Genomic DNA, 20,831 nt, shown 5'->3' on the forward strand with positions numbered 1-20,831 from the left:
CGGTCCCGGCAGAGTGACGACGGCGCGGCTGATGCCGGCGTCACGGGAGGTGCCGGGCAGGGTCGTGCCGGGCAGGGTCGTGCCGGGCAGGGTCGTGCCGGGCAGGGTCGTGCCGGCTCCGTGCGTGCTTCGTTCCGCTGGGTCACGTTGTGCTGGTGTGGCTCCGTGTCGTTCGCCGTTCGTCACGAGGGCGCGTCCAGTCGGTACCCCACGCCGCGCACGGTGCGGATGAGCTTGGGTGACGAGGGCACGTCCTCCACCTTCGCGCGCAGCCGCTGCACACAGGCGTCGACCAGCCGGGAATCGCCCAGGTAGTCGTGCTCCCAGACCAGGCGCAGCAACTGCTGCCGGGAGAGCGCCTGGCCGGGGCGGCGGCTCAACTCCAGCAGTAGGCGCAGCTCGGTCGGGGTCAACTGCAGGTCGGCGCCGTTCTTCGTCACCGTCATGGCGGCGCGGTCGATGACGATCGAGCCGAACGTCGCCGAGTCGTTGGCATCCCGCTCGCCACGTCGCATCACCGCGCGGATCCGGGCGTCCAGCACCCGGCCCTGCACGGGTTTGACGACGTAGTCGTCGGCGCCCGACTCCAACCCCACCACCACGTCGATGTCGTCGCTACGCGCGGTGAGTAGAATGATCGGCAACTGGTCCGTGCGCCGAATGCGGCGACAGACCTCGAAGCCGTCGATGCCGGGCAGCATCACGTCCAGGACGATCAGGTCCGGGCGCTGTTCGCGCAGCAGCTTCAGGCCGTCCTCACCCGTCGCCGCGGCCACCACTCGGTGCCCCTGGCGAGTCAGGCTCATTTCCAGGGCCGTGCGCACGGCCTCGTCATCCTCGATCAGCAACAGGAATGCCACGCCGGTCATTGTGGCCCATGGACCCGCCGGAGTTCGACTGTCCAGCCCTGAGAAGGCGGCCACAATCCCTGTGGCGCCGCTGCGACCGTGTCTGCTTGTCCGGCCTTGAGGAGGCGGTCAGTCCCTGTGGCGCCGCTGTGACCGTGTTCGTCTGTCTGGCCTTGAGGAGGCGGTCAGTCCCTGTGGCGCCGCTGTGACCGTGTTTGCCTGTCCGGCCTTGAGGAGGCGGTCAGTCCCTGTGGCGCCGCTGTGACCGTGTTCGTCTGTCCGGCCCTGAGGAGGCGGCCAGTCCCTGTGACACCGCTGTGACAGTTGGGGGACTCGGTCATGAAACTGGCCGTGCACTGTATTTCCCAACACAGACACGGACGGGATCACTCCACAGAGGGGGACGGGATGAGCGCTCGGCACGGCACTACCGACACGGCGACCGATACCACGCGCTCGCACACCCGGGTGGTTCCCGTTCGATGCGGGGAGAAGTCCGGTGTCGCGAACAGGCTTGGGGGTCGTCGCGGCATCGGACACCAGCGCCCGTCGCATCTCACCGCCGTGAGCGGGGGGAACGGCGGGAGCAAGGGTGGGGGGAACCACGGGGGACACGGGGGAAACAGCGGGGGGAGCGGCTCGTACAGGGAGGCCGGGGGAGCGCGACGCGAGGGGGGCATGGAGGCGGAGTTCACCGCCTACGTGCAGGAGCGCCGCGCCTCCCTGTACGCCACCGCGTACCACCTCACCGGTGACCGGTTCGAGGCGGAGGACCTGCTGCAGAGCGCGCTGTTGTCCACATACCGGGCCTGGGACCGGATAGCCGACAAGGCGGCCCTGGGCGGATATCTGCGGCGTACCATGACAAACCTGCACATAAGTGCGTGGCGGCGGCGCAAGTTGAACGAGTACCCGACCGAGGAGCTGCCCGAGGCGCCGGGCGAGCAGGACACGATGCGCGGCACGGAGCTGCGGACCGTCCTGTGGCAGGCGCTGGCGCGGCTCCCCGAGCAGCAGCGCACGATGCTGGTGCTCCGCTATTACGAGGGCCGCACGGACCCCGAGATCGCCGACACGCTCAACATCAGCGTCGGCACCGTGAAGAGCAGCATCTGGCGCACGCTGCGCCGGCTGCGCGAGGACCAGGCGCTCAGCCTCGGCAGGGACCGGGAGGAGTCCTTCGGCGAGTTGGTCGCCTGACAGAACGGGGGACGGGGGAAAACGGGGGAACGGGGAAGAGCGGGGGAACCGAGGGAAGGGGAACGGGGGACACGGGGAAACGGGGGAGACTGGGGGAGCGGGGAGCGCGGGGTCCAGCCGGCCGGGGGGTGCGGCGGGACCCCGCGCACTCGTGCGTGTGTTCTCGGGTGCCCCTGTGGGGCGGGCTACCAGCCCGTCTCGCAGCCCGTCTCGTCACGTGCCCATCGGGTGCCAGACGGTCTTCGTCTCCAGGTACGCGAGCAGGCGGCTGGTGCCGGGGTCGGCGCGCCAGTCCTCCTCGCCGGTGGGGGACTCGCCGGTGGGGGATGGGCGGCGGACGCGTTTGATGGTGTCGGCTGCCGTTGCCTCCAGCTCGGCGGCCAGGTCGCTGGGCGCGCCGGTCAGGTCGATCGCGTTGACGTCCTGGTGCGCGGCCAGCGGCGGAGCCAGCTCCGCCGTGCGGCCGGACAGGATGTTCACCACGCCGGGTGGCACGTCCGACGTCGCCAGCGCCTCGGCCAGGGCCAGCGCGGGCAGCGGCGCCGACTCGCTGGCGACGACCACCGCCGTGTTACCGGTGGCGATCACCGGGGCCAGCGCCGAGACCAGGCCGAGCAACGGGGAACGCTGGGGCGCCAGCACCGCGACGACGCCGGTGGGCTCGGGGGTGGAGAGGTTGAAGAACGGGCCCGCGACCGGGTTCGCCCCGCCGGCGACCTGCGCCACCTTGTCCGTCCAGCCCGCGTACCAGACCCACCGGTCGACGGCGGCGTCCACCTCGTCGGCCGGGAACTGCTCGCGGCGGCCCTGGAGCATCTCGGCGACGCGGTAGAGCACCTGGCCGCGGTTGTACGCCGTCGCGCCCGACCAGCCGGGGAACGCCTTGCGCGCCGCGACCACCGCGTCCCTGGCGTCCTTGCGCGAGGCGAGGGGAGCGTTGGCCAGCCACTCGCCGCGCGCGTCGGTCACCTCGTACACCCGCCCGCTCTCGGACCGGGGGAACTTGCCCCCGACGAACAACTTGTAGGTCTTGAACACCGGGAGGGCGGCGGGCTCGGCCTGCCGGTCAGAATGCTCAGCCAACTGCTTGGCCTTCGGGCCGGCCTGCTCGGCCTTCGGGCCAGCCTTCCGGTCGGCCTTCGGCTCGGCCTTCCGTCCGGTCTTCCGGCCAGCCTTCGGCTCGGTCGTCGGGAGCTCAGACATCGAGATACGCCTCCAGTCCGTGGCGGCCGCCCTCGCGACCGTAGCCGGACTCCTGGTAGCCGCCGAACGGCGAGGTGGGGTCGAACTTGTTGAACGTGTTGGACCAGATCACGCCGGCCCGCAGCTTCCCCGCCAACCACAGGATGCGGGAGCCCTTCTCGGTCCAGATGCCGGCGGACAGGCCGTAGGGCGTGTTGTTGGCCTTGGCCACCGCCTCCTCCGGGGTGCGGAACGTCAGCACCGACAGCACGGGGCCGAAGATCTCCTCCCGGGCGATCCGGTGCGCCTGGCTCACGCCGGTGAAGAGCGTCGGCGCGAACCAGTACCCGGACGTCGGCAGCGCGCACGGCGGCGACCAGCGTTCGGCGCCCTCCGCCTCGCCCGCCTCGGCGAGCTCGCGGATCCTGGCCAGCTGGGCCGCCGAGTTGACCGCGCCGATGTCGGTGTTCTTGTCCAACGGGTCGCCGAGCCGCAACGTGGCCATCCGCCGCCGCAGCGCGTCGAGCAGTTCCTCGGCCACCGACTCCTGCACCAGCAGCCGGGAGCCGGCGCAGCACACGTGGCCCTGGTTGAAGAAGATGCCGTTGACGATCCCCTCCACGGCCTGGTCGAGCGCCGCGTCGTCGAAGACGATGTTCGCCGCCTTGCCGCCCAGTTCGAGGCTGAGCCGCTTGCGGCTGCCGGCGATCGTCCGGGCGATCTCCTTGCCGACCTCGGTGGAACCGGTGAACGCCACCTTGTCGACGCCGGGATGCGCCACCAGCGCGGCGCCCGTCGCGCCGTCGCCCGTGACGATGTTCACCACCCCGGGCGGCAGGCCCGCCTGCCGGCAGATCTCGGCGAACCGCAGCGCGGTCAACGGCGTGGTCTCGGCGGGCTTCAGCACCACCGTGTTGCCGGTGGCCAGGGCCGGGGCGATCTTCCAGGCGAGCATGAGCAGCGGGAAGTTCCACGGGATGACCTGCCCGGCCACGCCCAGCGGTCGCGGATCGGAACCGAAGCCGGCGTGCGGCAGCTTGTCCGCCCAGCCCGCGTAGTAGAAGAAGTGCGCGGCGACCAGCGGCAGGTCGACGTCGCGCGACTCACGAATCGGCTTGCCGTTGTCCAGCGACTCCAGCACCGCAAGCTCACGCGAGCGCTCCTGGATCAGCCGGGCGATCCGGAACAGGTACTTCGCCCGTTCCGCGCCCGGCAGCCCAGACCAGGCGGGAAACGCGGCCCGGGCGGCCGCCACCGCCGCGTCCACGTCCTCGGCACTGGCCTGGGCGACCTCGGACAGCACCTCCTCGGAGGCGGGCGAGACGGTCTTGAACACCCGCCCGTCCACCGCCTCACGGAACTCGCCGCCGACGAACAGCCCGTGCGACGGCGCGATGTCGACGATCGCCCGGGACTCGGGCGCCGGCGCGTACTCGAATGCCATGTGTCAGCCTCAGTCTGTGCTCGCTCGGTGCTGGGTTGCTGGGTTGGGGCAGTGCTGGATGGGGGCGGTGCTGGACGGGTGTGCTCGGCTCAGTCAACGGTCACGTAGTCCGCGCCCGCGTAGGCGCCGGTGCGGAGCTTCTGGCGTTGCATCAGCAGGTCGTTGAGCAGGCTGGACGCCCCGAACCTGAACCACGCCGGGTCCAGCCACGCCTCACCGGCCGTCTCGTTCACCAGGACCAGGTAGCGCACGGCGTCCTTGCTGGTGCGGATGCCGCCGGCCGGCTTGACGCCCACCTGGCGGCCCGTCGCGGCCTGGAAGTCGCGCACCGCCTGGAGCATCAGCAGGGTGTTGGCGGGGGTCGCGTTGACGGACACCTTGCCGGTGGAGGTCTTGATGAAGTCGGCCCCGGCCAGCATCGCCAGCCAGGACGCGCGCCTGATGTTGTCGTAGGTGGCCAGCTCGCCGTTCTCCAGGATCACCTTCAGGTGCGCCCGGCCGCCGCAGGCCTCGCGGACCGCGGCGATCTCCTCGAACACCGCCAGGTACCTGCCGGACAGGAACGCGCCCCGGTCGATCACCATGTCCACCTCGTCGGCGCCCGCCGCGACCGCCTCCGCGGTGTCGGCCAGCTTCACCGAACGGGCCGCGCGCCCGGCCGGGAACGCGGTCGCCACCGACGCCACGCGGATCCCGACACCGGCCGCGCCCAGTTCGGCCAGCGCCCGCTTCGCCACCGACACCAGGTCGGAGTAGACGCAGATGGCGGCCACCCGTGGCACGGAGCCGTCCACCGGATCGGGGCGGGCGCCCTTCGCGCACAGCGCCCTGACCTTCCCCGGGGTGTCGGCGCCCTCCAGCGTGGTCAGGTCGATCATGGATATCGCCAGGTCGATGGCGTACGCCTTGGCGGAGGTCTTGATCGAACGGGTCGCCAGCGTCGCGGCCCGTGCCTCCAGGCCGACGGCGTCGACCCCGGGCAGGCCGTGCAGGAAACGGCGCAGCGCGGCGTCGGAGGTGGTGACGTCGGCGAGCTGGGCCGGGGCAGGCAGATCCATCATGGTCACCAGACCAGCATATCTACGCGTGTAGTGACCTGTCGCCGGGGCGTCGGTATCTCGTTCTGGCCTGGGGGTGTCTGGAGGGGGGTGGGCCGGGCGGCGGAGTGGGCCGGCGACGCGGCCGACAAGGCGGCTGGCGGGCAACCGGAGCGGCCGAGGTGGTGGTTAGGAGGGGTGAGAGGGGGTGCCAAGAGATGAAGTCCGAAGACGAAGAAGTTCCACGGGTTCGTACGCAGCCGGTGGTCACGGTTGGTGCGCACGGCGTACCTGCTGACCGGCGACCGGCATCTCGCCGAGGACGTGGCGCAGAGTGCCCTCGCCAAGGCGTACCGGTCCTGGTCGCGGGTCATGCGCAGCGACAACCCGGACGCGTACGTGCGCCGGATCCTCGTCAACTGCGATCGGGACCGCTTCCGTAAGCGGCGGGTCGCGGAGCACCTGACGGACATGCCGCCGGACGTCGCGGCGGAGTCCGACGACATGGCGCGAGCCGACCAGCGGGCGCTGCTCGCCGCCGCGCTGGCCGGTCTGCCGCGCCGCCAGCGGGCGGTGGTGGTGCTGCGGTACTGGGAGGACCTCTCGGAGACCGAGGTCGCGCAGACCCTGGGCTGCTCGACCGGCACGGTCAAGAGCCAGGCCGCCAAGGCGCTGTCCAAGCTGCGCCATGTCCTCCAGGCCCTCCCGGTCGCCAGCCGCTGACCGAGTCCGTGCGCCACGGGCCGCACCGACCGGCCCGCCTTCCCCCGTTCGCGACCGCTGTTCGCGACCGCCGAACATTCACCTTCCCAGCAAGGAGTTTCACCGATGACCACGTGGACGAACCCGACCGGCCCCGAGGACTCGCCCCTGGAGGCCGAACTGCGGCTGCTGCTCAGCGGTCGCGCCGACGGCCTCCCGGCGGAGAGCACGCCGTACGACACGATCCTCAGGAAGGGGCGCGTCGCCCGCCGCCGGCGCACCATCGCGTTGTGCTCCGGTGCCGCCGTGCTCGCCGCGGCCGGGCCGGTCGCCGCCTTCGGCCTCCAGCCCGGGGGCTCGGAGTCCATCCCTCCGGCGGCCGTCGGCTCCTCGGAGGCCGGCGTGGGGAGCTCCGCCGGGACCGGCTCGGACGGGCCGACGGGCCCCTCCGACCCCGAGCGCCAGCTCCTGGACGGCGTCACCCTGGAGCAGGCCACCGAGACCCTGGAGCGGTGCCTCTCGGATGAGTCGCCGTTGGAGGACCCGGGCGTGGACGTGGACGATATGCGGATCCTGCTCGCGTGGGTCGCCCAGGGCGACGAGAACCGCGGGGAGGGCCCGATCCGCGAGGTGCTCGCCGTCAGCGACGACGCGGAGCCCGTGCGGATCGTCTGCTCCGAGGGCCCGGACGGCTGGCCCGGCATTCAGTCCGGCCCCGTCGTGCACTCGGACGACGACCTCCCCGTCTCCCCGGACAGCAACGCGCGGCGCCACTACTCGCCGATACTCGAGGAGTGGGACGTGCCCTTCCGGTGGGCCGACTTCGGTCTGGTCAAGCCGGAGGTCGAGCGGGTCACCGTGACGTACGCGGGCGTCACGGAGGAGGCCGTGGTGGAGGAGGGACACTTCGTGGCCGCCGGCATCGCCGAGGAGCAGCCCGACGCCAACCCCGTCATCGTCGGATACGACGCCGACGGCGAGGTCGTCTACGACTCCCGTGAGGACCCCACCTACACCCAGGACCAGTAGCCGCAGCGGTCCTGGCCAGCGCGGCCGCCGCGACCCCGGCACCCTCGCCGTCGCACGCCTCGCGAGGGTGCCGGGGTGACTAGGGTGGTGGGGGATTCACTCACCGGATGGCGGTGAGTACGAAGAGCCACCGGCGTGGCGCGCGATCGACGGGACGGGATGGACGATCCAGGAGACGACGACTGCTCGGGGCCGCATCGACAGTGTCACGCGTGCGGAGGCCAGCACGTGGAGTTCCGGGAGACGCTGTACGTGCCCGCGACGGGGCGAGCGCACGGGGTGGCCTCGGCGCATCACTGCTGGCACTGCAAGGGCCGCGGTTTCTACTGCCGGGCGGGGGTGCGTTGCACGCCGGCGCATGAGTAGCGGCCCTCTCGCACCCGGATGACGGCGCTGCCCGCGCGGCGCCGCGGGCACTGGCGGGGGCGCCGCTTGCTCCGTCCGGCAGAATCGGCGGTATGAGTGAGCCCATCAAGTACGCCGATCGTTGCTACCGCTCCGGCTCCGCGCTGGTGGCGGGGGTGCTGTTGCTCGGCCTCGCGGGGTGGCTGGGCGGCGACGCGCTGGTGCGTGGGGATGGGCGCACGCCGGTGACGGCGCTGGCCGCGTTGCTGTTCGTGGTCCCGCTGGTGGTCGCCTTCACGTTCCGCCCCGCCGTCTTCGCCGGGGACGAGCGGCTGCGCGTGCGGAACCCGTTCCGCACGATCGTCGCGCCCTGGGGCGCGGTGGAGAGCATCGATGCCCGGTACAGCGTCGAGTTGCGCGCCGACGACGTGAAGTACCAGCTGTGGGCCATCCCCGTCTCGCTGCGCGCCCGCAACCGGGCCACCCGGCACAACGACCGGCTGGCCCGGGGCGAGGACCCGCGAGGCGGGATCTTCAGCCTCTCCGGCATGGGCGGGTCGCCCGACCCGCAGGACCTGAAGGAGAAGTCGGCGCCCTCGGACGACACCGTCTCCGAGCTCCGCGAGCTCGCCGAGCGCCACGGCGAGCAGGAGAGCGCCCAGGGCCCGGTCAGCGTGCGCTGGGCGTACGAGATCCTGGCCCCCCTCGCCGTCGGCGCGGCCGGCCTGCTGGTGCTCTGGCTGACCAGCTGACCCGGGGGCGTCAGGGCTGGGGCGCGGCGGGGTCGATACCGGTGGCTCGTGCCATGCCCCGCTTCAGCGTGGCCAGCGCCTCGTCCGCCTGCTGGCGGGCCGCGGGCAGGTCGGCCAGTGCGGCGACGGGCACGACGACCTCCAGGTAGCACTTGAGCTTGGGCTCGGTGCCGCTGGGGCGGACGATGACCCGGGCCGCCTCGGTGACGTAGCGGAGGGCGTCCGTGGGGGGAAGCTGGGTGCCGCCCTCGCGCAGGTCGTCGGCCCGCAGCACCGGGCGGGATGCCAGTTCCGTGGGTGGTTCGGCGCGTAGGCGGCGCATCGCCTCGGCGATCTCGGCCAGATCGTCCACCCGCACCGAGAGCTGGTCGGTGGCGTGCAGGCCGTGCTCGACCGCCAGCTCGTCGAGCAGGTCGGCAAGCGTGCGGCCGCGTTCGCGCTGCTCTGCGGCGAGTTCGGCGGCGAGCAGCGCCGCGGTGATGCCGTCCTTGTCGCGCACCCCGTCCGGGTCGACGCAGTAGCCGAGCGCCTCCTCGTAGGCGTAGGCCAGCTCGGGAACGCGCCCGAGCCACTTGAAGCCGGTCAGCGTCTCCACGTACCGCAGCCCGTTGGCCGCGGCGATCGCGCCGAGCAGCGACGAGGAGACGATCGAGGTGGCGAACGTGCCGCGCACGCCCCTGCGCACCGCGTGGGCGGCGAGCAGCGCGCCGAGTTCGTCGCCGCGCAGCATCCGCCAACCGCCGCTCACGCTGTCGGTGGGCACGCCCACCGCGCAGCGGTCCGCGTCGGGGTCGTTGGCGATCACCAGGTCGGGGCGCGGGCGGGCGGTGCCGGCCGCCGCCAGCGCCAGGTCCATGGCACCGGGCTCCTCCGGATTCGGGAACGCCACGGTGCTGAAGTCCGGGTCGGGCGCCGCCTGCTCCGGGACCTCGATCGGCGCCGGGAAACCGGCCCGGGCGAACGCCGCGGACAACACCGACTGGCCGACGCCGTGCAGCGGCGTGTAGACGGCGGTGGTGGTGCGCGGCGAGCCCGGGGTGAGCGCCGCGCCCGAACGGTCCAGGTACGCCTCGACGACCTCCTCGTCGAGCAGTTCCCAGCCGCCCTCGGGGCGCGGCACGTCGGCCAGCGCGCGGACGGCGGCGATCTCGGCAGCGATCTCCGCGTCGGCGGGCGGCACGATCTGGCTGCCGTCGCCGAGGTAGACCTTGTAGCCGTTGTCGCGGGGCGGGTTGTGGCTGGCGGTGACGGCCACGCCGGCGACCGCGCCGAGATGCCGGATGGCGAACGCCAGCACCGGCGTCGGCAGCGGACGCGGCAGCAGCGCGGCGCGCAGGCCGCCGCCCGCCCCGGTGATCACCGCGGCGGTGTCCCGGGCGAAGTCGGCGCTGCGGTGCCGGGCGTCGTAGCCGACGACGACGAGCCCCGGAGTGCGGGCGCGGTGCAGCAGGTACCCGGCGAGCCCGGCGGCGGCGCGGATCACCACGGCGCGGTTCATCCGCATCGGACCCGCGCCCATCTCGCCGCGCAGCCCGGCCGTGCCGAACTCCAGCATGCCGGAGAAACGGGCGGCCAGCTCGGCGGTGTCGCCCGCCTCCAGCAGCGCGGCCAGTTCGGCCCTGGTCTCCGGGTCCGGGTCCTCGGCCAACCAGGCACGCGCCCGGGCGGTGAGCTCCCCGGCCTCGTCGCGCTCCCGCTGCTGGGCTGTGCTGTCTGCCGCACTGTTAGCCGCTGTGTTCGCCGCACTGTTCGCCGCCGTCACGGTGTTCCCTTCGCCCGCGTGGTCTGTCCTGTCAGCCCCGTTTTGTGCAGCCCTGTTCGTGCAGTCTGGTTCGTAGAGCCCTGCTTGTGCAGCCTGGTTCGTGCAGCCTGGTTCGTAGAGCCCTGCTTGTGCGGTGTTTGTGCCGTCCCCCGTTGGGCGTGCTTCCGGCTCCGGCGTGGGCTCAGATGCGGCTGAGCACCCGGGCCAGCAGGGTGCCCATGCGGGCCGCGGAGTCGCGGCCGGCGCGCAGCACCTCCTCGTGGTTCAGCGGCTCACCGGTCAGGCCGGCCGCCAGGTTGGTGACCAGGGAGATGCCGAGCACCTCGGCACCCGCCTCCCGGGCGGCGATCGCCTCCAGGACGGTCGACATGCCCACCAGGTCCCCGCCCATGGTCCGCACCATGCGGATCTCGGCAGGCGTCTCGTAGTGCGGCCCGGGGAACTGGACGTACACGCCCTCCTCCAGGCTGTCGTCGATCTCCCGGCACAGGGCCCGCAGCCGGGGCGAGTACAGGTCGGTCAGGTCGACGAAGTTGGAGCCGATGATGGGCGAGGCGCCCGTCAGGTTGATGTGGTCGTTGATGAGGACCGGCTGTCCGACCCGCATGCCCTCGCGGAGCCCGCCGCAGCCGTTGGTGAGCACCAGGGTCTTGCAGCCGGCGGCCACGGCGGTCCGCACGCCGTGTGCCACGGCGGCCACGTTCCGCCCCTCGTAGAAGTGCGTCCGGCCGAGGAAGACCAGCGCTCTCTTGTCGCCGACCCGGTAGGACCTGACGACGCCCGCGTGGCCCTCGACGGTGGGTGGGGGAAAGCCCGGAAGCTCGGTGACGCCCAGTTCGTGGTGCGGCTCGCCGAGCACCTCAGCGGCGGGAAGCCAGCCCGATCCCATCACCAGAGCGACGTCGTGGCTGGCCTCGCCGGTCAGCTCCCGGAGCCGGCCCGCGGCGGCGACGGCCTCGGCGTTCGCCCGTTGGCCGGGGTGGTGCTCGTCGTTGTCAGAAGCTTTCACGCGCTGAGCCTAACCCGTCGTTCCCTACGCGCGTAGACGGGCCCGGCCATACGGAGGTTGGGCCGAGGGCCGGCTGCGCGTGCGCGGGTTGCGTCTCCGGTGCTCGGCACCTGGCTCAGCACGGGCGCTTGCGCAGTTCCATCACGTAGTCGTGGGGTGCTCCGGCCGACTCCGCCGCGTCGGCGATCTCGCCGAGATACCGGGCCGAGGGCAGGCCGCCCTCGTAGGCGTTGAGCACGTAGACCCACGCCGACTGGTCGCCGTCGAGCGTGTGGACGCGGACCCGGGTGCGGCGGTAGACGCCCATGCCCACGCCCTCCCAGCGGTCGAGCGCGTCCTCGTCCATCGGGGCGATGTCGTACAGCGCGACGAACACCTCCGAGGGCGGGGCGGTCGGGTCGGCGGACGGCGCGTCCTCGACCACGGTGGCCAGGGCGCCCTCCCAGCCCATCTCCTCGCCGCCGAAGGTGAGCCGCCAGCCGGTGATCCAGCCGGTGCCCCGCAGCGGCGAGTGCGGGGCGCGACGTGCCATCAACCGGGCGTCCAGGTTTCCGGCGTATGCGGCGTAGAGCGACATGCTCCTGAGCGTACGGGAGGGGCAACGATGTGCGGCTGAGCATGCCGTGCTCAGGGTGCCCCGGATGGTCCGGGTGGTCCTGGTGGGCGCGGCGGGGTGGGCGCCGGAACGTCGGACGGGTGAGGGGCGGCGGTGTCCGGTGGGCGGGGTGGTTGGTGGGTGGTCCTGGTCGGCGCGGCGGGGTGGGCGCGGCGGGGTGGGCGCCGGAACGTCGGACGGGTGAGGGACACTGGAACGGTGACTCGGATCGTGATCATCGGTGGCGGGCCCGGCGGCTACGAGGCGGCGCTGGTGGCGGCGCAGCTAGGCGCGGAGGTGACCATCGTCGATCGGGACGGCCTGGGGGGCGCCTCCGTGCTGACGGACTGCGTGCCCTCCAAGACGCTGATCGCCACCGCCGAGGTGATGACGGGCTTCGGCTCCTCGCGCGAGGAGCTGGGGATAGTGATCGACCACGACGGCGACGGCATCGGCGACGAGGTGCGTGGCATCGGCGTGGACCTGGGCAAGGTCAACCGGCGGGTCAAGCGGCTGGCGCTGGCCCAGTCGCAGGACATCACCGCCTCGGTGACCCGGGTCGGCGTGCGGGTGCTGCGCGGCCAGGCGCGGCTCGGGCAGACGCGGGAGGCGGACGGTTCGCGCCGGATCACGGTGACCGACGTGGACGGGGTGGCCGGCGAGACCAGGGAGCTGGTGGCCGACGGGGTGCTGCTGGCCACCGGCGGGCATCCGCGGGAGATCCCGGACGCGCGGCCGGACGGCGAGCGCATCCTGAACTGGACGCAGGTGTACGACCTCGACGAGCTGCCCGAGGAGCTGATCGTGGTGGGCTCCGGCGTCACCGGCGCGGAGTTCGCCGGCGCGTACCAGGCGCTGGGCTCCCGGGTGACGCTGGTGTCCTCGCGGGACCGGGTGCTGCCGGGTGAGGACCCGGACGCCGCGGCCGTGCTGGAGGACGTCTTCCGCCGTCGGGGGATGAACGTGCTGGCCCGCTCCCGGGCGGCCGCCGCGAAGCGGGTGGGGAACCGGGTGGAGATCACCCTCACGGACGGTCGGGTGATCTCCGGCACGCACTGCCTGATGGCGGTCGGCGCGGTGCCGAACACGGCGGACATGGGCCTGGAGGAGGCCGGCGTCAAGCTGAAGGACTCCGGTCATGTCTGGACCGACAAGGTCTCCCGCACCACCGCGCCCGGCGTGTACGCGGCGGGCGACTGCACGGGCGTGCTGGCGTTGGCCTCGGTGGCGGCGATGCAGGGGCGCATCGCGATGTACCACTTCCTCGGCGACGCGGTGGCCCCGCTCGACCTGAACACCGTGTCCGCGAACATCTTCACCGATCCGGAGATCGCGACCATCGGCTACAGCCAGGAGGACGTGGACGAGGGCCGGATCGACGCGCGGTCCGTCAAGCTGCCGCTGCTGCGGAACCCGAGGGCCAAGATGCAGGGGGTGCGGGACGGGTTCGTGAAGCTGTTCTGTCGTCCCGGGACGGGAATCGTCGTCGGCGGCGTGGTGGTGGCGCCGCGGGCCAGCGAGCTCATCCATCCGATATCGATCGCCGTGGACAACAGTCTGACGGTAGAACAGATCGCAAAAGCGTTCACGGTGTACCCGTCTCTGTCCGGGTCGATCGCCGAGGCCGCCCGGCAGCTGCACACCCGGAAGAGCTCCGAGGAACAGTAGGCACTGGTCAGCGCGGGGATCATCGGCCGGCGCCCGCGCGGCATAGCACGCCGGGGGCGTACGTGCACCAACTTCGGTAATTCCCCGCAACCTGCTGAAACAAGATGGTCGTTGGGGTTACTGTCGGTTCCGTGTTCGCTGCAGAACGTCGTCAGATGATTCTCGAAATGGTGCGCGCCAACGGAGCCGTATCGCTCCGCGAGCTGGCCCGCGTCGTCCAGACCTCAGAAGTGACCGTGCGGCGCGACGTGCGCGCCCTTGAGGCGGAAGGGCTGCTCGACCGCAGACACGGCGGCGCCGTGCTGCCCGGCGGCTTCACCCGCGAGTCCGGGTTCCCGCAACGGGCCATGGCCGCGACCGCGGAGAAGGCCGCCATCGCCGAGCTCGCGGCCGGCCTCGTGCAGGACGGCGAGGCCGTGGTGGTCGGCGCCGGCACCACCACGCAGGAGTTGGCCCGCCGGCTGGCCCGGGTGCCCGGGCTGACCGTGGTGACGAACTCCCTGCTGGTGGCCCAGGCCCTGGCGCACGCCAACCGTGTCGAGGTGGTGATGACGGGAGGCACGTTGCGCGGCTCCAACTACGCCCTGGTGGGCAGCGGCGCCGAGCAGTCGCTCCAGGGGCTGCGGGTGAGCCGGGCGTTCATCTCGGGAGCCGGGCTGACCGCGGAACGCGGCCTGTCCACGTCCAACATGCTGGCCGCCAGCGTGGACCGCGCGCTGGTCAGGGCGGCGGCGGAGGTCGTGGTGCTGGCCGACCACACGAAGCTGGGCACCGACACGATGTTCCAGACCGTGCCGACGGAGGCCATCGCGCATCTGGTCACCGACCAGCCGCCGCCGGAGTGCGACCGCGCCGGTACCCAGCTGGAGTTGCTCGCCGACTCGGGCATGCGGATCTCCGTGGCGGGTCAGGGGCAGCAGCCCGGCGGCAAGCACGGGCCCGGCATCGACCCAGCGGCACGGCGCGACCTGCCGCTGCCGCCCCCCCGGGTCGCGCCCCACCCCCGCAGCGCGGCGGCAAGGTTGTGATTGGGCTGGACGCGGGGCCCCGGCCGGCCGGGCGGATGGGGGGGGGGCGCCGCGGCTCCGCCGGGGTGCGGCGGCTGAGCTGCGGCTAGTCCTTGATCTCGCAGATGACGGCGCCTGCGGAGAGGGCGGAGCCGACGTCGGCGCTCAGGCCGACCACCGTGCCCGACCGGTGCGCGTTGATCGGCTGCTCCATCTTCATCGCCTCCAGGACCACGACGAGCTCGCCCTCGGCGACCTCCTGGCCCTCGGCCACGGCGACCTTCACGATGGTGCCCTGCATCGGGGACGCCAGCGCGTCGCCGGACGCCGCGCTGACGCTGCGCTTGCCGGCCCGCCGCCGGGCGGGCTTGGCGCCGCCCGCCACCGCGGCCCTCGCCAGCGGCATCGCCAGCGTGGCCGGCAGGGACACCTCCAGGCGCTTGCCGGCGACCTCGACGACCACGGTCTCCCGGACGTCGCCGTCCTCGGCCTCCACGGCCGCGCCGCCGAAGGGCTCGATGGTGTTGACGAACTCCGTCTCGATCCACCGGGTGTGCACGTCGAACGGCTCGCCCGCCCGGCCGGTCACCTCGGGCGCGAACGCCGGGTCGGTGACCACCGCGCGGTGGAACGGAAGCGCCGTCGCCATACCCTCCACGCGGAACTCCCGCAGCGCCCGCGCCGCCCGCTGCAGCGCCTGCTGCCGGTCCGCGCCGGTGATGACCAGCTTCGCCAGCAACGAGTCCCAGGCCGGGCCGATCACCGAGCCGCTCTCCACGCCGGCGTCCAACCGCACACCGGGACCGCTCGGCGGCGCGAACGTGGTCACCGTGCCAGGCGCGGGCAGGAAGTTCCGCCCCGGGTCCTCGCCGTTGATCCGGAACTCGAAGGAGTGGCCGCGCAGCGGCGGATCGTCGTACCCCAGCTCCTCGCCCTCGGCCACGCGGAACATCTCCCGCACCAGGTCGATCCCCGTGACCTCCTCGGTCACCGGGTGCTCCACCTGGAGCCGGGTGTTGACCTCCAGGAAGGAGATCGTGCCGTCCTGGCCCACGAGGAACTCGCAGGTGCCGGCGCCCACGTATCCGGCCTCCCGGAGGATCGCCTTCGAGGCGCGGTACAGCTCGGCGTTCTGCTCGGGCGTCAGGTACGGCGCGGGCGCCTCCTCGACCAGCTTCTGGTGCCGCCGCTGGAGCGAGCAGTCACGGGTCGAGACCACCACCACGTTCCCGTGCTTGTCGGCCAGGCACTGCGTCTCCACGTGCCGCGGCCGGTCCAGGTACCGCTCCACGAAGCACTCGCCGCGCCCGAACGCGGCCTGCGCCTCGCGCACCGCCGAGTCGTACAGCTCGGGGATCTCCTCCAGGCTGCGCGCCACCTTCAGCCCGCGGCCGCCGCCGCCGAACGCCGCCTTGATCGCGATCGGCAGCCCGTTCTCCTCGGCGAAGGCCACCACCTCGGCCGAGCCGGACACCGGGTCCTTCGTGCCGGCCACCAGCGGGGCGCCCGCCCGCTGCGCGATGTGTCGGGCCGCCACCTTGTCGCCCAGCGACCTGATCGCCGCCGGCGGTGGCCCGATCCAGGTCAGCCCGGCGTCGCTCACCGCCTGAGCGAAGTCGGCGTTCTCGGACAGGAATCCGTACCCGGGGTGGACCGCGTCCGCACCCGAGTCGGCCGCGACCTTCAGCACCTTGTCGATGTCCAGATAACTGGCCGCCGGCGTGTCCCCGCCCAGGGCGAACGCCTCGTCCGCGGCCCGGACGTGCACGGCGTCCCGGTCCGGATCGGCGTAGACGGCAACGCTTGCGAGACCCGCGTCCCGGCACGCCCGGGCGACGCGAACGGCGATTTCGCCACGGTTGGCGATGAGCACCTTGCGCACGATGGCTCCCTCCTCGGCACACGCCGAGTTTAGGTACTGGCGACACCCCGCAACGAGTCGCCCACTCGGGTGACCTTGCCCACGTGGCACTCCGAGTGGGGGCGTGTGGTGGTGAGTGGAGGCGTCGCGATCCGCTGCTGGCCTTGCCGTTCCACGGTACGCGCCCGGATCACGTTTGCCTTGGGATTGCCTGGTCAGTTGGTCAACTGCGGCGACGCGGCACAGGTGAGCATCGTTCGACTTGTAGGAACCGACCAATCGCCGCGCGAATTCTTTGCGCGCGCGCCCACGCACGCGCGCCCGGCGCGCGCGAGCGGCTCGCGCCCCCGATTCGCTCGACTGGGCCCCGCTGATTCCCGCCAGATTCCCGGCCCGGTTCTCTGCGGGGTTCTCTGCCCGGACCTTGCCCGGTGCTCTGCCCGGAGATCTGCCTGACGCTCCGTGTGGCTCTCGGTTGGCTCCTGGCTGGGTCCGGCTGGCTCTCGGTCAGCTTCCGGCGGCTTTCCCGATGTCCCGACGAGCGCGGGGGAGGGGCGCTGCGTAGAGGCCAGGTAGAGGCTGAGTAGAGACCACGTGGAGACCCTGCGGCTGCCCGGGGGGTTGTCGAGGCGATTACCCAGAAGTAGCGTACGCCGGGTGAACCGGGGTAGACGAATAGTTGCCGTGGTGACGGCCATCGCCGTCATCAGCGGAGCCGTGGTGCTCGGCATGGTGCACCTGATATTGGGACTCGCCGCCGATCGACAGGAAATGTCGATCGGCGGTATTTCGTCCACCACCATGAGCGTCTCCGCCTGGTCGGCGGGAGGCTCACTGGCCGCGTTCCTGCTGCTGTGCGGCGTGCTGCTGGTGCGGCTCGCCTGGACCGACCGGACGCCGGGCCGGCTCGTGCGGGCCCTGTTGGTCGGCTGCGCCGTGCTGCACGCGGTGCTGGCCACGCTGGCGGTCGGGCTCGCGGGGTGGGCCGCGTTCGCCGCGCTCAGCCTCGTCTTCTGCCTCCTGCTGCTGACCGTGATGATGTATCCGCCCGCGGACGCCACACCCCGGCCCGCTCCTCCGCCGTCAGGTCCACAGGGTGGTGATGGCGATGTCCAGGTCGGCCAGCAGCCGGCGCAACAACGGGAGCGACAGCCCGATCACGGTCCCCGGGTCCCCGTCGATCCCCTCGACGAACGGGGCCGAGCGCCCGTCCAGCGTGAACGCTCCGGCGACGTTCACGGGCTCCCCGGTGGCCACGTAGTCGGCGATCTCCCCGTCGCTCGGCTCCCCGAAGCGGACGGTCGTTGACGCGACGCCGGTCGCCCTGCGCCCGGTCGCGGTGTCGATGACACAGTGCCCGGTGCGGAGCACCCCCGAGCGACCCCGCATCGCCTTCCAGCGGGCCGTGGCCTCCTCGGCGTCCGCGGGCTTGCCCAGCGCGTCCCCGTCCAGGTCGAGCACCGAGTCACAGCCGACCACCAGCGAACCGGCCACCTCCGGCCGCTGTGCGACGGCGCCGGCCTTCGCCTCGGCCAGCAGCCCGGCCAACGCACCCGGCGAGGCGGCGCTCACCGCCTCCTCGTCCACGCCGCTGACTATCACCTCGGGCGCGAAACCGGCCTGCCGCAACAGCCCCAGCCGCGCGGGCGAGGCGGACGCCAACACGAGCCGCCGCGCGGGCCGGGCCGCATGGTCCGGCTGCGCCGGACGGGGTGAGTGCGCCGCGGTGGGGGAGGAAGGCTGGTCGTTCATGCCGGCCAGCGTAACGGCCGGGTAAGACAGCCGGGTGCGGCAGGAAGAGCAGGCAGGGCAGGCAGGGCAGACAGAGCAGGCAGGGGCAGGCAGGGCAGGCAGGGGCGGCAGACAGAGCAGGCAGGGCAGGCAGGTAGACCGGGCCCCGCCGGTGGAGCGCGCAGACCAGGCAGGTCCGGTGAGGTGCGTAGAACCAGGCCTGGCCCGAGGAGCGCTTAGATCAGGCGGGGCAGTGCCAGGGGGCCGGCTGGGGGCGGCGCGGCCGCGTGCGCCGCCCCCACGAGAGCGTCCCTCTGCCTACCGATCGGGCTTCGCCCCCATCGGCCTTCCGGTCGGCGTCCGGCGCCCTCTTCCCCGGGTCCCCCCGGCGCTAGACCAGCTGGTGTCCGGGCTGGTCCGTGATCGTGATCCGGCCCTCGGCGATGCTGGCGACGCGTTCGGCCCGCGCCGCGATGCTGCTGTCGTGGGTGACCAGGACGAACGTCAACTCCAGCTCCCGCCACTGCTTCTCCAGCACGTCCATCACCTCGTCCCTGGTCGACTCGTCGAGGTTGCCGGTGGGCTCGTCCGCCAGCAGCACGGTGGGCCGTTTGGCGAGCGCGCGGGCGATGGCGACCCGTTGCTGCTGGCCGCCCGACAGTTCGCTCGGCAGGTGATCGGCGCGATCGGCCAGGCCCACCGCGTCCAGCGCGTCGAACGCCCGTCTGGCCCGTTCCCGGCCGCGCAGGCCGAGCGGCACCAGGGCGGTCTCGACGTTCTCCTGGGCGCTCAGCGTCGGGATGAGATGGAAGCCCTGGAAGACGAAGCCGATGCGCTCGGCGCGCAGCCGCGTCAGCTTGGCCTCCGACAGCCCGCTGAGATCGACGCCGTCGAGCGCCACCTGCCCGCGGTCGGCCCGGTCCAGGCCGCCGAGCAGCTGGAGCAGCGTGGACTTTCCGCCGCCGGTCGGGCCCTGGATGACGAGCCGGCTGCCGCTGGCGACGGTCAACGAGACGTCGTCGAGCGCGGTGACGGTCGCCCTGCCGCGCCGGTAGTGCTTGGTGACGCCGGTGAGTTCGTACATGGGGTGGTTGGTCTCCGGTTCTGGGGTCGGCTGGCTGGTGTCAGGCAACGCGACGCAGGGCGTCGGCGGGGCGTAGCCGGGAGGCGCGGGAGGCGGCGAAGGCGCCGGCGATCAGCCCGCCCGCCACGGCCAGGGAGACGGCGACGAGCAGCATGTCGAGGCTGACCGGGGCGGTGAGGCCGATGTCCAGGCCGCTGCCGGCGGCGTCCGACGACGCGGTCTCGCCGGCGATCACCGGACCGCCGCCCGGGCCGCCGGCTCCGCCGGCTCCGAAGGACGCGAGTTCGGCGGTGAGGCTGGGGTTCAGGGTGGTGATCGTCCAGGCCGTGAGCAGCGCCAGGCCGAGCCCGATCGCGCCGCCGAACAGCCCGGTCACCAGGGACTCGCCCATCACCTGGCCGGTGATCCGGCGCCGGGTCCAGCCGAGCGCCTTCAGCGTGCCGAACTCCCGCACCCGGCGGCTGACGGCCGAGGAGGCCATCAGGCCGGCGACCACGAACGAGGTGCCCAGCACGATGTACGACAGCCACGTGCCGACCCCGTCGGCCAGGTCCGCGGCCGTGGCCAGCGATCCCGACACCTGGTCGGCCATGTCGTCGGCGGTGACGACGTCCACCTCGTCGAACTCGTCGTTGATGGCCGCCTCGACGGCGTCGAGTTGCTGGGAGTCGGTGGCCTGCACGTAGACGGTGCTGACCTCGCCCTCGTACTCGGCGAGCTGCTGCGCCCGGGCCAGCGGCACGTAGACGTCCGACGCCCCCTCGCCGCCGCCCTCGACCAGGCCGACGATCTCGAAGTCGGTGCCCTTCATCGTGACCGCGTCGCCGACGGCCAGCTCCTCGCTGGCGGCCTGGTTGGCGTCGACGAGAGCGACGTTCGCGTCCTTCTCGTCGGTCTCGAAGGAGCGGCCCTCGGTGATCTCCAGGCCGCTGAGCGGGCCCACGCCCGGCTTGCTGACGTCGGTGCCGAGGACGGTGAAGTCGTCGACGCCGAACTCCGCGCCGCCGCCCTCGATCCGTGGCCCGGGCCCGCGCTCGCCCTGGGTGGCCTCCTCGGAGTCACCCTCCTCGACCGTTCCCGGGTCGAAGTTGCCCGAGACGGTGACATCGCGCAGCGCCAGCGCGCCGACCGCGTCGGACACGCCGTCCATGGCCGCGATGCGGTCGACGGCGTCGCTCTCGAGGGTGTCGAAGCCGTCGAGGGTCAGCACGTCGTCGGTCTGCTCCTCGCCGTCCTCGGCGCCGAACTCGAAGCGCGGGCCCTGCCGCATCCCGTCGCCCTGCTCCGGGAACTCCTTCGCGACGGTCATGTCCGTGCCCAGCCCGTACAGCGACTCCAGAACGTCGTCCTGCGCCTTGCGCATGCCCGAGGAGACCGCGTTGACCACGACGACCAGGGCGATGCCGAGGGCCAGCCCGAGGGCGATGACGAGTTGGGCCTTGCGGCGTCGGCGCAGCTCCCGCCGCAGATAGATGAGGATCATGCGGGGAAGTTAGGCAGGCGCGGTGAGGGCCGGCTGAGTTCCCCGTGAGATTTGGATGAGAAGGGCCCATAGCTGGTGCTTACGCCCGGGGC

General features: G+C 72.5%; 16 protein-coding genes and 1 pseudogene. 6 read left to right on the forward strand and 11 right to left on the reverse strand.

The genetic code is table 11. From position 1 onward, the window contains the following. Positions 1–182 precede the first annotated feature (182 nt). The gene (locus ABGB06_RS26705) at positions 183–860 is read right to left on the reverse strand and encodes a response regulator transcription factor (RefSeq protein WP_347593842.1); all 678 of its coding nucleotides are present in this window, start codon (positions 858–860) and stop codon (positions 183–185) included. Positions 861–1,256: 396 nt separating this feature from the next. Here ABGB06_RS26705 and ABGB06_RS26710 point away from each other — a divergent pair, with 396 nt between their 5' ends. Next, entirely contained in the window at positions 1,257–2,048 is a 792-nt protein-coding gene (locus ABGB06_RS26710) for a SigE family RNA polymerase sigma factor (protein WP_347593844.1), read from the forward strand. Between the two features lie 213 nt (positions 2,049–2,261). Here the strand turns inward: ABGB06_RS26710 and ABGB06_RS26715 are convergent, their stop codons facing one another. The 3 genes from ABGB06_RS26715 to deoC all read right to left on the reverse strand — a co-directional run bounded on the left by ABGB06_RS26715 (position 2,262) and on the right by deoC (position 5,732). Beyond that, the gene (locus tag ABGB06_RS26715) at positions 2,262–3,251 is read right to left on the reverse strand and encodes an aldehyde dehydrogenase family protein (protein WP_347593846.1); all 990 of its coding nucleotides are present in this window, start codon (positions 3,249–3,251) and stop codon (positions 2,262–2,264) included. After that, positions 3,244–4,674 (reverse strand): aldehyde dehydrogenase family protein, encoded by a 1,431-nt coding sequence (locus ABGB06_RS26720; RefSeq protein ID WP_347593848.1) that lies wholly within the window; start codon positions 4,672–4,674, stop codon positions 3,244–3,246. Before ABGB06_RS26720 ends, ABGB06_RS26715 begins: the two co-directional genes overlap by 8 nt. 89 nt (positions 4,675–4,763) lie before the next feature. Next, complete coding sequence (gene deoC, locus ABGB06_RS26725) at positions 4,764–5,732, reverse strand: deoxyribose-phosphate aldolase (protein ID WP_347594183.1); 969 nt, start codon at positions 5,730–5,732, stop codon at positions 4,764–4,766. Between the two features lie 216 nt (positions 5,733–5,948). Between deoC and ABGB06_RS26730 the strand changes: the two are divergent. The 3 genes and pseudogenes from ABGB06_RS26730 to ABGB06_RS26740 form a co-directional block, all read left to right on the forward strand. Next, positions 5,949–6,434 (forward strand): annotated as a pseudogene (locus tag ABGB06_RS26730) (SigE family RNA polymerase sigma factor); the annotation flags it as partial. 105 nt (positions 6,435–6,539) lie between these two features. Then, the gene (locus ABGB06_RS26735; RefSeq protein ID WP_347593850.1) at positions 6,540–7,442 is read left to right on the forward strand and encodes a hypothetical protein; all 903 of its coding nucleotides are present in this window, start codon (positions 6,540–6,542) and stop codon (positions 7,440–7,442) included. 458 nt (positions 7,443–7,900) lie between these two features. Beyond that, entirely contained in the window at positions 7,901–8,539 is a 639-nt protein-coding gene (locus ABGB06_RS26740; RefSeq protein ID WP_347593852.1) for a PH domain-containing protein, read from the forward strand. A 10-nt stretch (positions 8,540–8,549) separates the two neighbouring features. Here the strand turns inward: ABGB06_RS26740 and ABGB06_RS26745 are convergent, their stop codons facing one another. The 3 genes from ABGB06_RS26745 to ABGB06_RS26755 all read right to left on the reverse strand — a co-directional run bounded on the left by ABGB06_RS26745 (position 8,550) and on the right by ABGB06_RS26755 (position 11,887). Then, positions 8,550–10,187 carry a phospho-sugar mutase gene (locus tag ABGB06_RS26745; RefSeq protein WP_347594185.1) on the reverse strand — a complete coding sequence of 546 codons (1,638 nt, stop codon included), beginning with the start codon at positions 10,185–10,187 and terminating at the stop codon, positions 8,550–8,552. Positions 10,188–10,482: 295 nt separating this feature from the next. Beyond that, positions 10,483–11,226, reverse strand: coding sequence for a purine-nucleoside phosphorylase (locus ABGB06_RS26750; protein WP_347594187.1), 744 nt, complete (start codon positions 11,224–11,226; stop codon positions 10,483–10,485). Between the two features lie 199 nt (positions 11,227–11,425). Beyond that, on the reverse strand, positions 11,426–11,887 hold the full coding sequence (locus ABGB06_RS26755; RefSeq protein WP_347593854.1) for a gamma-glutamylcyclotransferase: 462 nt from the start codon (positions 11,885–11,887) through the stop codon (positions 11,426–11,428). A 159-nt stretch (positions 11,888–12,046) separates the two neighbouring features. On the opposite strand from ABGB06_RS26755, the gene ABGB06_RS26760 reads away from it, so the two are divergent. Together ABGB06_RS26760 and ABGB06_RS26765 are read left to right on the forward strand one after the other, a co-directional pair. After that, the gene (locus ABGB06_RS26760; RefSeq protein WP_347594189.1) at positions 12,047–13,573 is read left to right on the forward strand and encodes an NAD(P)H-quinone dehydrogenase; all 1,527 of its coding nucleotides are present in this window, start codon (positions 12,047–12,049) and stop codon (positions 13,571–13,573) included. A 155-nt stretch (positions 13,574–13,728) separates the two neighbouring features. Continuing rightward, positions 13,729–14,601, forward strand: coding sequence for a DeoR/GlpR family DNA-binding transcription regulator (locus ABGB06_RS26765; RefSeq protein ID WP_347593856.1), 873 nt, complete (start codon positions 13,729–13,731; stop codon positions 14,599–14,601). A gap of 85 nt (positions 14,602–14,686) precedes the next feature. Here ABGB06_RS26765 and ABGB06_RS26770 read toward each other — a convergent pair whose 3' ends face one another. The 4 genes from ABGB06_RS26770 to ABGB06_RS26785 all read right to left on the reverse strand — a co-directional run bounded on the left by ABGB06_RS26770 (position 14,687) and on the right by ABGB06_RS26785 (position 20,739). Beyond that, the gene (locus ABGB06_RS26770) at positions 14,687–16,462 is read right to left on the reverse strand and encodes a biotin carboxylase N-terminal domain-containing protein (protein WP_347593858.1); all 1,776 of its coding nucleotides are present in this window, start codon (positions 16,460–16,462) and stop codon (positions 14,687–14,689) included. A gap of 1,062 nt (positions 16,463–17,524) precedes the next feature. After that, a complete protein-coding gene (locus tag ABGB06_RS26775; protein WP_347593860.1) occupies positions 17,525–18,193 on the reverse strand; it encodes a nucleoside triphosphate pyrophosphatase in 669 nt (222 codons plus the stop codon). A 370-nt stretch (positions 18,194–18,563) separates the two neighbouring features. Then, positions 18,564–19,256, reverse strand: coding sequence for an ABC transporter ATP-binding protein (locus ABGB06_RS26780; protein ID WP_347593862.1), 693 nt, complete (start codon positions 19,254–19,256; stop codon positions 18,564–18,566). A 40-nt stretch (positions 19,257–19,296) separates the two neighbouring features. Further along, on the reverse strand, positions 19,297–20,739 hold the full coding sequence (locus ABGB06_RS26785; RefSeq protein ID WP_347593865.1) for an ABC transporter permease: 1,443 nt from the start codon (positions 20,737–20,739) through the stop codon (positions 19,297–19,299). Positions 20,740–20,831: the final 92 nt, after the last annotated feature.

The organism is Streptomyces sp. B6B3, assembly GCF_039871525.1.
In the GTDB taxonomy this organism is placed as follows: Bacteria; Actinomycetota; Actinomycetes; order Streptomycetales; family Streptomycetaceae; genus Streptomyces.